This is a genomic window from Maridesulfovibrio sp. (genome assembly GCF_963678865.1).
GTDB lineage: Bacteria > Desulfobacterota > Desulfovibrionia > Desulfovibrionales > Desulfovibrionaceae > Maridesulfovibrio.
The window spans coordinates 3,112,928-3,128,482 of the sequence record NZ_OY787459.1; the positions used below are offsets into that span (position 1 = coordinate 3,112,928).

Annotated in this window: 13 protein-coding genes, 1 tRNA gene and 1 pseudogene; 7 read left to right on the top strand and 8 right to left on the bottom strand. The window is 45.2% G+C overall.

Going from position 1 to position 15,555, the window contains the following annotated elements:
* Nucleotides 1-30 precede the first annotated feature (30 nt).
* The 4 genes and pseudogenes from ACKU41_RS14240 to ACKU41_RS14255 form a co-directional block, all read right to left on the bottom strand.
* Nucleotides 31-629 (bottom strand): annotated as a pseudogene (locus ACKU41_RS14240) (TIGR00730 family Rossman fold protein).
* Between the two features lies 1 nt (nucleotide 630).
* Nucleotides 631-1,485, bottom strand: a complete 855-nt coding sequence (locus ACKU41_RS14245) for a hypothetical protein (protein WP_321401696.1) — start codon at nucleotides 1,483-1,485, stop codon at nucleotides 631-633.
* Nucleotides 1,482-3,674, bottom strand: coding sequence for a SpoIIE family protein phosphatase (locus tag ACKU41_RS14250; protein WP_321401698.1), 2,193 nt, complete (start codon nucleotides 3,672-3,674; stop codon nucleotides 1,482-1,484). The genes ACKU41_RS14245 and ACKU41_RS14250 overlap by 4 nt, the downstream gene beginning before the upstream one ends.
* 72 nt (nucleotides 3,675-3,746) lie before the next feature.
* Nucleotides 3,747-4,430: a DUF554 domain-containing protein gene (locus tag ACKU41_RS14255; RefSeq protein ID WP_319778064.1), complete on the bottom strand. Its 684-nt coding sequence runs from the start codon at nucleotides 4,428-4,430 to the stop codon at nucleotides 3,747-3,749.
* A 202-nt stretch (nucleotides 4,431-4,632) separates the two neighbouring features.
* Here ACKU41_RS14255 and ACKU41_RS14260 point away from each other — a divergent pair.
* A tRNA-Leu gene (locus ACKU41_RS14260) sits at nucleotides 4,633-4,719 on the top strand.
* 247 nt (nucleotides 4,720-4,966) lie between these two features.
* Entirely contained in the window at nucleotides 4,967-5,875 is a 909-nt protein-coding gene (locus ACKU41_RS14265) for a hypothetical protein (protein ID WP_319778065.1), read from the top strand.
* A gap of 119 nt (nucleotides 5,876-5,994) precedes the next feature.
* Here the strand turns inward: ACKU41_RS14265 and ACKU41_RS14270 are convergent, their stop codons facing one another.
* From ACKU41_RS14270 to ACKU41_RS14280, 3 genes are all read right to left on the bottom strand, one after another.
* On the bottom strand, nucleotides 5,995-6,432 hold the full coding sequence (locus ACKU41_RS14270) for a hypothetical protein (protein ID WP_319778066.1): 438 nt from the start codon (nucleotides 6,430-6,432) through the stop codon (nucleotides 5,995-5,997).
* Nucleotides 6,433-6,524: 92 nt separating this feature from the next.
* Nucleotides 6,525-7,205 (bottom strand): hypothetical protein, encoded by a 681-nt coding sequence (locus ACKU41_RS14275; protein WP_319778067.1) that lies wholly within the window; start codon nucleotides 7,203-7,205, stop codon nucleotides 6,525-6,527.
* 51 nt (nucleotides 7,206-7,256) lie between these two features.
* Complete coding sequence (locus tag ACKU41_RS14280; protein ID WP_321401703.1) at nucleotides 7,257-9,452, bottom strand: RHS repeat-associated core domain-containing protein; 2,196 nt, start codon at nucleotides 9,450-9,452, stop codon at nucleotides 7,257-7,259.
* 397 nt (nucleotides 9,453-9,849) lie between these two features.
* Between ACKU41_RS14280 and ACKU41_RS14285 the strand changes: the two genes are divergently transcribed.
* From ACKU41_RS14285 to ACKU41_RS14305, 5 genes are read left to right on the top strand one after another with little or no spacing between them, the layout of a single operon-like run.
* Nucleotides 9,850-10,059, top strand: coding sequence for a helix-turn-helix domain-containing protein (locus ACKU41_RS14285; protein ID WP_319778069.1), 210 nt, complete (start codon nucleotides 9,850-9,852; stop codon nucleotides 10,057-10,059).
* On the top strand, nucleotides 10,056-11,690 hold the full coding sequence (locus ACKU41_RS14290; protein WP_321401707.1) for a YfjI family protein: 1,635 nt from the start codon (nucleotides 10,056-10,058) through the stop codon (nucleotides 11,688-11,690). Before ACKU41_RS14285 ends, ACKU41_RS14290 begins: the two co-directional genes overlap by 4 nt.
* Nucleotides 11,687-11,983 (top strand): plasmid mobilization protein, encoded by a 297-nt coding sequence (locus ACKU41_RS14295; RefSeq protein ID WP_321401709.1) that lies wholly within the window; start codon nucleotides 11,687-11,689, stop codon nucleotides 11,981-11,983. The genes ACKU41_RS14290 and ACKU41_RS14295 overlap by 4 nt, the downstream gene beginning before the upstream one ends.
* Entirely contained in the window at nucleotides 11,974-13,176 is a 1,203-nt protein-coding gene (locus tag ACKU41_RS14300) for a relaxase/mobilization nuclease domain-containing protein (protein ID WP_321401711.1), read from the top strand. Before ACKU41_RS14295 ends, ACKU41_RS14300 begins: the two co-directional genes overlap by 10 nt.
* Nucleotides 13,177-13,179: 3 nt before the next feature.
* On the top strand, nucleotides 13,180-13,380 hold the full coding sequence (locus tag ACKU41_RS14305) for a hypothetical protein (RefSeq protein WP_321401712.1): 201 nt from the start codon (nucleotides 13,180-13,182) through the stop codon (nucleotides 13,378-13,380).
* A 90-nt stretch (nucleotides 13,381-13,470) separates the two neighbouring features.
* Here the strand turns inward: ACKU41_RS14305 and ACKU41_RS14310 are convergent, their stop codons facing one another.
* Nucleotides 13,471-15,498, bottom strand: a complete 2,028-nt coding sequence (locus tag ACKU41_RS14310; protein WP_321401713.1) for a pentapeptide repeat-containing protein — start codon at nucleotides 15,496-15,498, stop codon at nucleotides 13,471-13,473.
* Nucleotides 15,499-15,555: the final 57 nt, after the last annotated feature.

Sequence of the window (15,555 nt, forward strand, 5' to 3'; positions counted from 1 at the left end):
GAAGAAGATGTAGTACTTAAATAATAAAATTTATTGCCTTTTGCGTGGGGCTACCTCAATTTTTTCCACCCACTTTGATCCGCTGGGCGGTTCATAAGTAGCAAATGAGTCGATGAGCAGGTCCGGAGTGTCTGCGGTGAGCAGTTTTTCCAGATGGATGTCTTTCAGGAAACCTTCTTCAACAACACCGCCCAGAAAAGAGAGCAGTTTGTCGTAGTAACCGTCCACATTGAGCAGCCCGCAGGGTTTGGAGTGGAAACCGAGCTGTGCCCAGGTAAAAATTTCAAATATCTCATCCATGGTGCCGATGCCGCCCGGCATGGCGATAAAACCGTCGGAAAGATCGGCCATGAGGGCTTTGCGTTCATGCATGGAATCTGCAACGTGCAGCTCTGTCAGTCCGTGTGAGCGATTTCGATTTTATAGAGGCTTTCCGGGATAACCCCGATCACCTTGCCCCCAGCATCCAAAGCGGATTGGGCCAGTATGCCCATCAGTCCGGTGCGTGAACCTCCGTATACGGTGGTCAGGCCGCGCTGGGCCATTTCCCGGCCCATGTTGCGGGCCGCCTGAGCGTATTTAGGGTCGTTACCCGGATTGGCTCCAAGAAAAATGCATATGCTTTTCATTTCAGGATTCCTTGTCTTTTAGGTAAAATGAGTTGTAGGCGATGGTTAAAAGGACCGCAAACCCGGCCGAGGCAACTCCCAGAGCGGCATTGTAAAAGGGCGGTGCCGCAAGTGCAAGCCGAATCAACAGGGTGACCAGCGCGAATCCCGAGTTACGGAAAACCGCATGGAATGCCGGGAGGAAACGTTGGGAAATGAGTACCAGCAGAATGTCGCTGAAGATGAGTATGGTATAAAAAGTACTAAAGAAATCAAATGAGTGAATGCCCATGGCCGAGCGGAAAAAAACGTATCCTCCCAGACCCATGAATAAACCCAGCAGGAGCAGGGCAACCAGTTTTTTGCTGGCAACATAGCTGAATTTAAATGAAGGTTTTAAGGTCGGGCCTGATTTTTGGACACGGTAATATATGCCCAGCAGAACAAAAACCACAAAGGCTCCTGTTCCGTCTGAAAGGATTTGGTAAATGGGTGTCATGTTTCCGGTGAATGTTATCGGTTCCGGAAAATTAACCAGTTCCTTGAATGAGTTACGCATGAGGATCAGACAGAGAATCTCCAACTGCTTGCCGACGGATTTTGAAAAAGAGCAAGGCAGCACAAAGATGAAACTGATTACCTCAAGCACAAGAACCAGAGTGAAGGCAATTCCCACTGCCGCGTAGTGGCTGCTCGGTGTTTTGGCTGCAATTGCTGCGGGGAGCAAACCCTGCCTGCCCAGTTCGATTCCCAGCAGGGCGGCCAGAAAGCAGCCGATTAGAATACCCGCCACAGCCCGTTCCGTCTTTTCATTTTGCCAGAGCGAGTGCAGGGGATCAAAAACGTATGTCGCTAATTCATAGATTGAATATTTCATAAGAATTTTATTACTATGACCGTACAATCATCTTCCAATGGAAGTCCTTTGCGGTAGGCTTCCACCTCAATGAGGATCGTGTCGGCGATTTCCTGTGCTTGTTTGTGGTGGTTATCGCGGATTATCTGCTTGAGACTATCCTTGCCGAATTGCTTCCCGGACGGGCTGTGTGCTTCCCATATCCCATCGGTATAAAGGATCATGATCTGACCCTGCTTCATGGAAGTTACATAGTCCCGGTACGGGTAGTCTTCATCAACTCCCAGCGCAAGTCCTTCGCCCAGAAGCTGGTCGAAACTGTCACTGTCCGGGGAATAGATCAGTCCTGGATCATGCCCGGCCCTGATCCAGTTGACTGTCTTCTGCTCTGCATTGCATATGGCCATGAACATGGTCATAAAGTGCCCGGTCTGGGCACAGTCTTTTGTTATCAGCCTGTTGACATCCGTTACGGATTCCACCAGCGTCCTGCCCTGTCCGGAAAGGGCGCGCAGATAAGCCCGGGCGCTGGTCATCAGCAGGGCCGCACTTACGCCGTGCCCGGACACATCTCCGATTGCCGTGGCAAAACTTTTGGGTCCGCAGGTGGCACAGCCTGTAAAGTCATAATAGTCTCCACCTGTCTGTTCTGAAAAGGTGCAGCGCGCGCCAATTTCCACACCTTCAATCTCGGGCGGGGCCTTCGGGAAGAGTGATTGCTGGGCCTCATCCGCCAGATCCAGGGCTTGCCTGATCCTTGAGTGCTCTCGCAGTTGGGGGACCATATGGTTAAAATTCTGGGCAAGATCGCCGAGTTCGTCTTTTGAGTGGAATTCAGCGCGGACATCCCAATCACCGTCTCCGACTTTGATCATTGCTTCCGATAGCTTGCGGATGGGGGTGGAAAGGCTTTGCGATACAAAATAGGCTACAACGGCAATGGATAGAATCACTGCCAATGCAATCAGCGAGGTCCCTTCGAGCTGGTTGGCTATGCTTTCACGTACAGATTGTTCGGCCTCATCCGCTTCCGCAGTGAATTTATTGACCGGTGTTATAATGAGGATGGATACGGATTTATTGATAGGACTGTAAGTCCACAAAGAGGGGACCCCTTTGTAGTTCATGTGCAGAACTCCGGGGTTCTTGTCGTTGATATCCTTGATCAGGGATTCAAATTGCGGGTTGTCTTCAGTCAGCCATTCTTTTTCCGGCGGGGCCTGCCAGAAACGTCCGTGTGCAGGGTGGAATTCTTTTTCAGTCTGATTGTCATCAATTTTACCGATGACCAGCAGGGAATCGTGATGTGCTTCATCCCGGTGAAGAGTCGTGACCATGATCACTTTGGCGACTTGCGTGTCCGTTGACACCAGTGCCGTGTTCAGGCTTTCCTCCAGAGGAATTACCAGCGATGCAACTCCGATGAATTTACCCTTATCGTCGTAAAGGGGGGCCGTCAGTCTGTTGCATAATGTTTTGGTTGCAGCATCGAGTGATGGCAGAGTCCAGTTCTCTTTACCCTGTTTACGTGTCTCTTGATACCATACGTGCGTTCTTGGATCATAGCTGCGGGGAAATGAATTGTGACCCGGATAGGTGGCAATAAGACCGTTTTCGAGGATTATTTCCTGCCAGAGAACCAGATTTTTCAGGGCTGCGGCACATGATTTGAAATCATCAAGCAGCGGGGTGATCCTGTTGATATCCGTTAAGGCCTGCTCAAGGGGCAGATTTTCGCTCAGCCAGAAAGAGATATGGTCCGTTGTGATGGGCAGGTCGATAAGGTCACCGCGCTGCATGCCCGCCATGTGTTCACCCCTGCGGTTTGTTCCTCTGCCCATGAGTGCGCGTTTTTTGTAAGCCGGGAGATTGATGAGTTCAGGCTCATTAATATTTTTAGAGTGGGTAGTGATAAACGGTTTTATTGCCGGCGAAGCAACTTCGTTGGTGTTCAGCCGCAGTTCCGCTTCTCCTTGAATGCTTTTCAGGGTGGTCTTGTACAGACGTTCTTCAAGGTTGATCATTATCGCAGCACTTCTGGCCTGTTCGGCAAGGTTACGGGTGGCCCGCTCAAGGAGGGTCATACGAGTCTGGGTCTGCAAGTCCGATCCTAATGCCTTGAGTGAGTTGATCCCGTGTGTCTTAAGCACAAACAAGGGAATAAGGGAAAAGGTAAGCAGTATTATGAGCAATTTCCAGCGGATTTTCATAACAGTATTAAAACCTATCCAAACCAAATATTCAATGATGAAAATGTTTAAAACGTCCGCTTTACCGGGAAATTAATTGAGCAGAGCGGTTAGGGTTATAACCACTGGCAGTGAAGGCAGTAGATTTGCCAGGTTGATACGTTTTATTTCGAGCAGGGTCAGGCTGATACCGATTATGAGCAGACCTCCGGTTGCGGTAAGCTGGTCAATGATAAACGGCGAGAACCATTCCTGAAATGATTCGGCGAAAAGGGTCAGTGCGCCCTGATAGATTATTACCGGAATGAAAGAGAAAAGCACCCCGATTCCGTAAGAGGAAGCCAAGGCTATGGATGCGAAGCCGTCGAGCATGGCCTTTGTGAAAAGGATGGTGGTATCTCCTTTTATTCCTTCTTCCAATGAACCTATGATGGCCATGGCCCCGATGCAGAAGATAAGTGAAGCTGTAATCATTCCATCAATAAAACCGGTATCGCTGGAGCCGACCTTTTTTTTCAGCCATCCTGCACCTCGCTCGAATAAGGTATCAAGCCTCAGTAATTCACCAATGATTCCGCCAATGAGAAGACTGAAGATAACCACAAGGATATCTTGAACTTTTAAAGCCATCTGGATGCCGATCAGAACAACACCCAGACCAAGTGCCTGAAAAATAATCTGTCGAATGCGTTCAGGAAATCTGCTGTGCAGGAGGATACCGATTATGGATCCGGCGATGATGGCACCGCCATTGACCAGTGAGCCTATTGGAATCATGGGAATCTCTTTTGTGTAGAAAATTAATGAAAGGAGGCTGAAAATAGCACTGAGTTTTATGGTTTACAATAGAGCAACACCTTAATTTTATGTTTGCTGTGGGGTGTGTATGAGTATGACGATGAAGGTTTTTCCCGGAGATATATTGCTAAATGGTCTTGACAGCTGCTCAGTCATTTAATATTAACAATCCCTCACCTATGCCGGGATGGCGGAATTGGTAGACGCAGCGGACTCAAAATCCGCCGGGTTCACGCCCTTGCGAGTTCGAGTCTCGCTCCCGGTACCATCTGAAATTAAAGGGTTTTTCGCAAAAAGCGAGAAGCCCTTTTTTCATGTCCAAAACAGTTCTCCCCACACTCTTCCCCATAAAATTAAAAAAAGTGAAAAAAGTTTGATTAAGTTCAAATTTTTTTCACTTGGCGTTCCCCATGTCTGTTTAACTACTCAGTTAACTTAATTATTTTTAGATTTGTAAATATAATTTAGCTCGGTTAAGGATGGCTAAGCCTGATATAATTATGGAGAGTTTGAGCATGAATAAATCGCAAAATGGTAAAGCCAAGTCCAAAGTTGATGAGGAATCAAAACGTGAAATCCTGATTCAGCCGCTTGTTCAAGAAAAGCTGGATGAAGATAAATTGGTAGATGCAGTTATCCTGTTTCTTAGTTTGATTGGGCCTGTTCTTTTGGTCCAATATGGGCCGAATCCTTCGAACATGGCTTTTTTAGCTTATGCTTTTGTGTGTACCCTGATTGTTTGCGGATCAATTTGGTTGCTTAATCGTGCGGTATCTTATTTGGCTGAGGGCTTGAACTGGTTCGTAAAGTATGAAGTTAAGCGTAGAATACCAGTTTCAGAGTTGAGAGTTCGATGGAACAGAACGTCTAGTGCGGATTTTACAAATGTTGTTCTTGAAACCAGATTAAATGTATATTTTCAATTTGAGTATAATTCCAAAAAATTCTCAGTGCTGCGTTATTTCTATTCCTCATTTTTCCGTCAGGCCGAAAGATTGAAACGGCTTTTTGATGAGCGATGTTTCTTTGATTTAGAAGAAGTTGAACAGATTGAGCAGAAGTATCCGAGGTTTTTACCAAAAGCCGATAGAAGTGGAATAGAACAAGATTTAAAGATCGAAGAATTGGAAAAAGAGCTGGAAGATGCGCGAACTATGAAGGCCAGATTGACTAAGGCCAAGAAAAAGTTGGATGGCGCACGCAAGGAAGGTTTTTTCTTTTCCAACATGATTCTTGAGATGGTCGTTGACCCAACTCCGAAACAACAGTTTTCACACGAAGAATATAAAGCGATTGCGGACACGGTTATAGAAAAGGATTACATCAAAAAATTAAAACTGGTCAGACCAGCCAATTCCGTTATTGAAGAATTTAGGAAAAACATTCCTATCGAGTTCAGAAAAGAAAGCAATACAGCAAAATAAAAACTACGGGACAAAATGGACAATATGGACAAAATTAGATTTCTGTCCATTTTGTCCATATTGTCCGGGGTAATTTGATTCAAGAACAAGACCCCGAACCGAAGTCCGGGGCCTTGTGGTTAATCATCCTCTGGCTGAGGGAATTGTTCTGGAACATCTTTCAGCTCTGGATGCCGTTCATAAAAACCATCCAAAAGTTCTAATTTGGCTCCACATTCTGAGCAAATATCTTTCCGGCAATTTTCAGGGAGATCTTCTGCCAAATAAACCGTCTGGCATTTTGGACAAATCATGTCTTCCGGTTCGTTGCTTTCATCTGAGTTCAATGAAACGCTTTCTCTTGTTTTCCATAAATAAATAAGAACAATAGCACCGATAAATAATTGTATATATCCCACAAAGTCATATACTTTAAAACCTTTATATTTCCCTCCGCCAGTAAGAGGGGTCAAAATTCCAGATAAGAAAAAAGCCCAGCCTGCTAGGATAAGAACAAGTCTACCCGTTCCACCTTTTGATGGTTTGATTCTGTGTGATTCTTTTCTACTTTTTCCCATAATTATCCATAGCTTCTAGTGTTCTTGCTAATTAATGAGGCTATCGAATAGATATTCTTAATCAAGTTTTCCACATGCAAGTCCGCAGCTAGTTATGCAGCATTATCAGCAAAGGAGTTTTTGCCCACAGCATAAGACAAAACAGTTAGAATAATATAATACACAGAAAGAGCAGAAGCATATATATAAATATTGACTATCGACATTCCAATTAATGCGACTATAGAAAAAATAATAGAGTTTACAAAGAGTATCACCATTCCCATCGTTAGTTTAATAATAGATATAGACATCATTTTTTTTAAAGAAAAGCATAAGCACGCAAACATATAGATAAAAGGAGATGATAATGTATAAAAAAATGGCTCTATCAATATGCATACAAAACCTTCGTAGTTTAGATAACCACGATTCAACATGGATAGCATTTCAAATACATGCAATTTTAAATTAAAAAAATTTTCATCTATCATATACCATGATGAACTTGCAGCTAATTCTGTCGCCAGAAGCAGTGTCAAATATGCAAAAGTCATCCTGAATTGAAAGTCAAACCTAAATATTTTTAATCCTGAGTCTCTGCATCCGATACAACTTAATACAAATGACACAACTAAGCATGATGTGTAAGGGCTTATGTAATCTGTTATATGCCCAAAAAAGCAACTTATAAAGTTAAACATAAAATATGCATATACAATAACCAGAAAGGCATAGTCTCTATGTAGAATGGCCTTAAAATCATTCTTAACTTTTTTTAAATATATAAGCATATCTTATCCTAGCCCTGCAACAACATCGGTTTGTCGTTGCAGGGCTTGTTTTTAATTTTTATTTCTCTTCATAAATTCGCCCAGCTTAGTAATTCCATACTGAACTGGATACATTTTATCATCAGGAGTAGAAAGATAGACATCAGCATAATTTTCCAATTTATCCTGAACGCCAGCCTTAATAGTATTAGCCCTATTTTTTCTCACCTTTGGATCATTGCTGAAAATATCTGTGACTTTACTCGGATTAAGGTTTTTAGCAGCCGCATCTCTCCTTTGCTGATTTCGTTTTTCTTTTGCTGCCATATTATCCCAGCTTGCCTTTACGTAATCCTCTGCTTTTTCGAAAAATCCTTTATCCTTATCATCTTCATCGGCTGCCAGAGACGCACGTCGTGCTCGGCTTATCCGGTCGGCCTCAGCAAGAGCTCTATGTTCTTTTTTTGCCTGTTCATTAGCATTGAATTTATCCTGTCTACTAGTCAGCTCTTGAGCCTGCTTATCCACTTCCAAACCTTGTTGCACGCCTGCGTTATTTAGCTGATCAATAGCTTGCTGACTTTGCTGACCGAAAAAATCGTCATCTTTTGCCTGTTGGGTACTACGTGTCGCATTTTGGCTATGCCCTTCCCCGCCTAGGGTGTCATCACCATTGTAATGAGAGCCTCCCGGATCGGTATTATACCCCCAACCAGCGTCTGTAGGGCCGTAGGCACTTCCACTGGTTCCATTATACCCCGGACCGAAATCATTTCCAGCGTACCCACCGGAACTTGACGATTTGCTTTCGCTCTTCCCATCATCATCTGAACTGGATTCATCAAACAACCCCAGCCGATCGACAAAGTTAACCGGATCATCCCCGCAATAGCCATACAAATCCACATCACCGCCAGCATAGCCCAGCGGATCAGGAGAAATGAAACGCCCAATGGCAGGATCGTACTCACGGTAGCCGAAATGAATCAGGCCGGTATCGGAATCATACAATCCTCCGGCAAAGCCGAGCGGAGGCGCGAGTTCGGGACGACTGTTCTGTATCATCACCCCGAAAGAATCATATAGGATTTCCTGTACACTGTTTCCCGACAGATCAGCAACAGTAAAGGTACTACCCAACTGATCGGTAGCCAGTAGCAGCTTCTGGCCGTTGCGGATCATCCCGATAGCGTCCCCATCTTCATCATAGCGGATACGGGTCACACCGGAACGGTCTTCCACCGCAGACAGAGTGATCAGATCGTCCCACTGGTAACGCTGCACCAGCTTGCCGTTGATGAGCTTCTCGACACGGAATCCATTTTCATCAAAGCGATATTCAATTTCCCTGCCGTCAGGAAGCTGCACACCGCAAAGCTGTCCGCTTTCCAGATAATGATAGCGGGTAAGGCCATCTGAGTCCTGTTTAGCTGCAAGGTAGCCGTCTTCATTGTAGGAATAAGAGACCTCTCCGGCTTGAACGAGCTGCCCCTGTTCATTGTAGCTATATTTCAGCGGCTGACCGCCTGATACCTGCGAAAACACGCGCTGGCCCATGCGGTTGTAGCGATACACTTCAACCGGCTTTCCCTCGTAATGCACAACCTGCAACCTGCCTTCTTCATCGTACTGATATTCAAGGGCATGGCTGGATTCTGCTGAAGCGAGGATTTTACCAACAATGCGCAGTGTTTCATCCCGGTCAACACCCATGACAGCAAAAGTGTTCCGGGACTTGGGAGTCTGGAACTGCACGACCTCATCAGCCACTTCATTGAGGTCCACGTTATCGCGTTCAAGTTCATCACGGATAGTCCGCCCCGTACCAGCCTGCGGCATGCGGGACTTAAGCATCGACTGGCTTCCGCTGAGCATTTTCTGGAACTCAGCCTGAATTTCACTACCGTAAGTTGTGCCTTTCAGACCCTGAATCACGGGCAGGTTGGGATTTTCCTGCAGAAACTGGGCATGAACCATACGCTTCAACTTTGCATGTTGAGCTTTGGTTTCTTCCCATTCATAATTTTTCAGGTCCCAGCGGCGTTTGACTTCCGGATTCATCATGGATGGGTACATGCGGTCAGAGGATGAGAATTCATCAAAGTCAGGCTTTGGGTCTGCAAGTTCTTCACCTGTTCTGCGGTCAACGATTTTCCAGAGATTTTCAATCTGCATTTCCGCAGGTTCAGTTTCACCGTACAGTACCAGTTCGGTTGTCAGTTCGCTACGGGGCCTCAGTTCCATTTTGTAATGATTGAAAGATTTCATCTTTCCTCCATCGTTTATAATTCTGGGGATGTGCTAGGAGCCCTAGCGGTTCAAAAGCAACTCTTCCCCGGACATTTATAAACTAGCCGGGAGGTCGGACATGGAATGACTTGACAGTGTCCGTCTTGGAAGAAAGGTGAAAATTGATGATTCAGGTAGCCCAAAAGCAACTTCTGTCCTTCAATTCAGGACTTTTTTCAGAATTTGGATACTTCTTAGTTTGATTTTCATTACCTACTGATAATATAGAAATTTTATTACCAATTTCTGTCGTGATCTCACAGAACTTGGTGGTCCCTCCACACCATTTGTCCCCTTCCAGATGGTTTTACTGTCCGATTAAACGTGGTTGCCTTGCATCGAAGAAAAAATACCTCCAACCAACAAGGAGAAATCGATGCAAGGACTATTAAGCACAAAAGAAGCTGCTGAAAAATTAGGACTCAGCCCCGGAACCCTCGAAGTATGGCGTTGTCTTGGAAAAGGGCCGCGCTATATCAAAATCGGCAGGCGGGTCGGGTACGATCTTAAAGATCTGGATGCCTATGTGGAATCCTGCAAGGTCATTCCGCTTGAAGAAATGTCTGACCTGCCGAGGCACAGATGAACGAGTCCGGCACAGACATTCTTTCCATGTTCGGAAATAAGGCCCCAGTTCCATTGGGGCCTCAGTTTCCTCCTTCTCTATCATCGGTTCAATTACCGCCGATTCTGGCTGATTACAGCTTTGAGCTTAGCGAAGCGTTGCAGGTGCCTTATGAGATGGTGCTCTGCAATCTCCTTGGCGTCCTATCAACCGCAGCGCAGCGGAGGTTCCATGTGCAGATTAAAGAAGGTTATGAGGAATCCTTAAACCTGTACCTGCTTTCGCCGCTACCGCCCGGAGAAAGGAAAAGCGCGGTGACGCAGGCCGCAAGAAGACCGCTTATCGGCTGGGAAAATGAGCAGGAAAAGCTCATTGGTCCACTGGCGCAGGAAGCGCGTTCAAAACGGATGACTCTTGAACGCGCCATTGAGCATCGGCGCAACATGGCGGCCAAGGCAAAAAACTCGCAAAGCCGGGACAACCTCATTCAGGAAATCCGGGATTTGGAAGATGAAATGCCGGAGCTGATTACAATCCCGCTCTTGCTTGCCGATGACATAACTCCTGAATGCCTTGCCATGCTCATGGAGCAGCAAAGCGAATGCATGTCCATCATTGAAGCTGAAGGCGGTCTTTTTGATACATTTGCCGGTCGTTACAGCCGCATGCCTAACCTTGATCTGATTTTAAAAGCATTCAGTGGCGAACCGTGCCGCGTGGACCGTAAGCATGGGCAGTTTATCGGCCTGAAGCATCCACTGTTAACTATCTGCGTTACCACTCAGCCGGATGTGTTGCGTGGAATGGCCGGAAATCCTGAATTCCGTGGACGCGGTTTCTTGGCGCGTTTCCTCTATTTCTTTGGTCAAAGCAGGCTTGGTTATCGAGTGGCGGAGCCTCCGCAGGTATCATTACAGGTGGAACGAGCTTTTCTAGAGCGGGTTGAGTTTCTGCTTTCTCTCAAAAGTAATTCTGAAATGAATGCACAAGGTAAGTCTCTGCTGCTTAGTGCCGGAGCTTATGAGTCGTGGAAAAACTTTTTCCTGCTCATTGAGGGAGAGTTGCGACCGGGGAGTAGTCTGGAAAATATGACTGATTGGGCGGGTAAGGTTCCGGGGCCGGTTGCCCGCTTGGCCGGTCTGCTGCATCTGGCTTCAGCGCAACAGGTTGAGTCGAAGGTTGATTCCGCTGTCATGCTTGCGGCTACTGAATTGGGAAAGAAGCTTGTTCATCATGCCCGCTACGCATTTCATGATATGGGGTGTGATGATCTGACTTCCTGTGCTCAGGCTATCTTGAAATGGATCACGGGCCGCAAAATTGAGCTGTTCACTGGTCGTGAATGTCAGCGTGCGATCCGTGGACGGTTTCCGAAAAAGAAGCAGATTGAGCAGGGACTAACCATGCTCGTGGAGTTCGGATATGTGGTTGTGCTTCCGGTGCAATCTTCCGGTCCGGGGCGTCCTCCGAGTCCGAGTTACCAAGTTCATCCGGCTGTGCATGCTGCCGAAGCTATCCCAATATCGAATCCTAGCCAGCCTACCCACTGTGACACTGTTAGCTGCGCAACAGGTGTCCCCGTGGGGGCTGGCGAGGGAGGCAAGCCTCCCTTCGAACCCTCCGTTTACGCCAGAAAAATGGAGGCCGTATGAGCACGGCCCGCACTAGATGGTTGAATGTCCGGGTTACGCCGGATGAGAAAAATAGCGTTGTGGAAGAAGCAGAAGCCAAGGGCATGACCATCGGTGATTTCATGCGTCAGCTTCTGGGTAAAAGACGAGTACGCAAGACCAGACGTGAGCGGGAGAAGCTTCTTCACCTTGCCCGTATTGGCAACAACATCAATCAGCTCGCTCGCTGGGCAAATACCTATAAGAGCAATGCCGATTCCGTTCTCATCCTCGCCGAACTGGCTGCCATTGAGAGGGAGCTGAAATGTATATGAAGGTTTTCGCCCATGGCCGGGGAAACGGAGCCAAGGCCATTGATTATGTAATTGATCCCCGGCGCAAAGGGCGAGAAGAATCGCCGCCGGAAGTTTTGCGCGGTGATCCTGAAGCCGTACAGCGGGTGATTGGTTCAACTTATCGGGTATGGAAGTTTACATCCGGGGTGCTCTCATGGGCACCGCAGGACAAGGTTTCCCCGCAGCTTGAAAAAGAAGTGATGGACGACTTTGAAAAGGTCGCTTTCGCAGGACTTGAGCCGGATCAATATTCGATTCTTTGGGTCAGGCACAGCCATGCCGGTCATCATGAAATGCATTTCATTATCCCGCGCACCGAATTGCGCAGTGACAAGGCCATGAATCCATGCCCGCCCAACTGGCATAAGCAATATGATGTCTGGCGCGACCTTTGGAATGAGCGCATGGAGTGGGCAAAGCCTGATGAGCTAAAGCGATCCCGGTTGTTGCAACCCGGCAAAGACATTCATTCACCCAAAGGAAAACAACTGCACAATTTCAGGAAAACCGTAACCGATTTCCTAGCTCAAGGCATAGCTGACGGTCTGCACAAGGACCGTGCGGATCTGGTCAAGGCTTTGGAGGAAGAAGGGCTTTCCGTGGTCCGGCAGGGCAAGAAGTATATCACCTTGGAGTTACCCGAAGACAAGACACGAGTCCGATTGAAGGGAGGAATATATGAATCATCTTGGAGAGCTAAGCGACAAACTGAAAGAGCGAATGAACTCGCAGTCGCAGGAAGTAGAGCAGATCGCCAGCAGCGCATTGAAAGACTTGAGCGGGAACTTGCTGAAATATGCCGAAAGCGAGCTGAATTCCATCACAGCAGATATGGACGGCCACATCCAGAAGCTCAGGAAAAAGCAGTCCGCGATTTCGGCAAGCTACTGGAAACAAAACATTTTGGTGAACATCGTATCCGTGCTGCTGTTACTCATAATGTCGGTCTGCATAACCGGATTTTACGGTTGGAGAATCAAGGCCAGCCACGAAGAGCTGACAAGAATCAACGCGCAGGTAGAGAGTCAGAGAAAGAACATAAGCAAATTTACGGAATGGGGGATCAAGGCATATCAGACCGAAGAGCAGCAGTATCTGATTTTCCCAAGGGGATAAATCTGAAAATCGCACAGACAAACAGCGGCCAGCCAGCCGTTTTATTGCAGAGGTAGATCATGAACGAGTTATCAAGGAGCTTGTCGGAGGCCCTAGCCGGAATGGAGAAGGAGCAGTCCCGCCGCTTGAAAGAGCAGGATCAGAAAATAGCCGAGCAGGGGCGCAGGATATCGGATCTGGAAAAGGAAGTTCAGGGTTGCCGGGACTTGCAGAGCGAATTGGAAGGTGTTTTGCGGAAGCTTACGAGGTTGCGCGGGTGAGGGGGAAGCGTATTTGGCGGGGGATGGGGCAGTAAAATAAAAGGGGATGAACTGGTTTGGAGTTAGCCCCTTAATCTTGAATGGATAATTTTACCTACGTAGTTTGTTGCGTAGGGCGAAGGCGAAGAGCGCTGCTTGGACAGCTATGAGTATACGTCCGAGACCATGAATAAGTATAGATAGGTAGGATGTCTCAGAACTTGTTTGCGTCAAAGGTAAATAGTTAACAGTGTCTTTGATCCATTGAGGATCTTTGTAAGTTGTTAAATCGATAGGTATAAATGCTGGTAACAATATGAAAATAGTAAGCCAAATTAAAGCTCTTAATGGTTTTTCTCCGTAGCCACTAATTAAATTGTATATTGAATAGTATGTTATTGCGAATAATTGTTCAGATTTTTTGTATAACTTAAAAATTAATACAATAGGGGTTAAGTAGGCTAGGATACCAACAGAAAAGGGGATATCATAATAGGTCAGGCACAGAGATGAAATTATGACAGCTAAAACAAGAAAGAAGTGGCACATAAAGTCTTGATGTAAAATTGTGCGTACATTTTTGGCCTGCATTTCTTTTTCTTTGTAATGCCAGTGTGACGTTTGTACTTCATCTGATCCATCTTTAGCAATTCTTTTCAAACGTCTGTAAGTTGATTCTAGGGTTGAGTTAGCAAGTTTATCGCTCTTGTTTTTGGGGTTTTCATTATAAAGGGGGCCATATTTGTTTTTGTCCTTATGCCAAAGGCACTCAATAAATTGAAATGATTCAATATTCATTCTTTTTAATGAAACATTACACATGTTAGCTCTTTCAAAAATTATTTTTTGACCACTGATAGTGTTTTCAAAAGTTGCTATTGACTTGAAGGTTGTATCTTTAAAATATACCCAAGAATCAAATGTGCAATTGTTTACCATGCAGCAATAGTGCTGATTGGGATTAGATTTATTTTCTATTTCATTATGTGTGGTGTTAGAAAAATCAGCAAGTTTTTTAAAGGAACAACTGAGTATTTGAAATCCATTATATGAGTTGCCGTTAAATTGAACCATGTCATCAAAGTGGGAGTTCCCAATGTATAAGCGACATCTACCAAACATTCCTGAAAAAAAAGATGGACTATTAAAATAGCTATATCTAATCCTAATAATATTTATATTTGCATGGGCGAACATGATTTCTTTTTTAAAGATACAATCTTCAATTATTAGGCGTTTAGACGTATTTGCTTCTGCAAAAACAATATTTTTATGAAATTGTGTTCCTACTAATTTGGCTTCAATGAATTTTGATTTTTTAAAAGAAGACATTCCAAGGAAATCACAGCTTGTAATTTTTATTGTGCTATTAAATATGCATCTACCAAGGTCAAATGCGTCATTGACGATGTTTCTAATGAAAGAAAATTCATCATTAAAAATGGTTCTATTAAAATCTAAAAATGTGCATTTCTTTTCAAAATGACAGTGTTTAAATTTAATTTTAGCATTAAAGAGACAACGCCCATACGAGACGTCATCTTTGAATGTAATGTTGAAAAAAGAACAACCACAACTTATGCCCAAATCTTCAAGGGATTGAGGATAATCATAGCAGTATATACTTCTTTCTGGATTGGATTGGTAATCAAATGTCGAACCATCAAAATGAACAGGTCCATTAAAAGTATTGTTTGCAAAAATAACTGGGTCTTCAAAGACGGTATGAAAAAAACATGTCTGCACTTCAAATATGCAATCTGAAAAATCGACGATACCTTTGAATTTGCATTCATCAAATTTTATAGCAGGAAGTTTATCGATAGATTCAAAAGTAATATCCCAAGGGAATATGGTTCCTGCTAAATTACACCTTGGATCATTTGCCCACCACGTATAATTGCCTTGCCATTCATCTGCTCCGCTTTGTATGCATTTTTTTATTTTTGAAAGAACAAATGTATTGAAGTCGGTGTCGGACACCAGTTCCGGGCGCTGCCCTTTGCCTTCAACATAAAGTTTGGAGTATTTATGCTCGGCAGGAGCATGGAAGAGACAGTATTCTTTACCTTTACTGTCTTTATAGACGATATCTTCTCCCGCGCACCAACCGAACTTTGCATCCATACAACAGGCCATATCCAACTCCTAAATTCAAACTTATCTTCAAGATAAAAGTCTCATACTACAATCAAC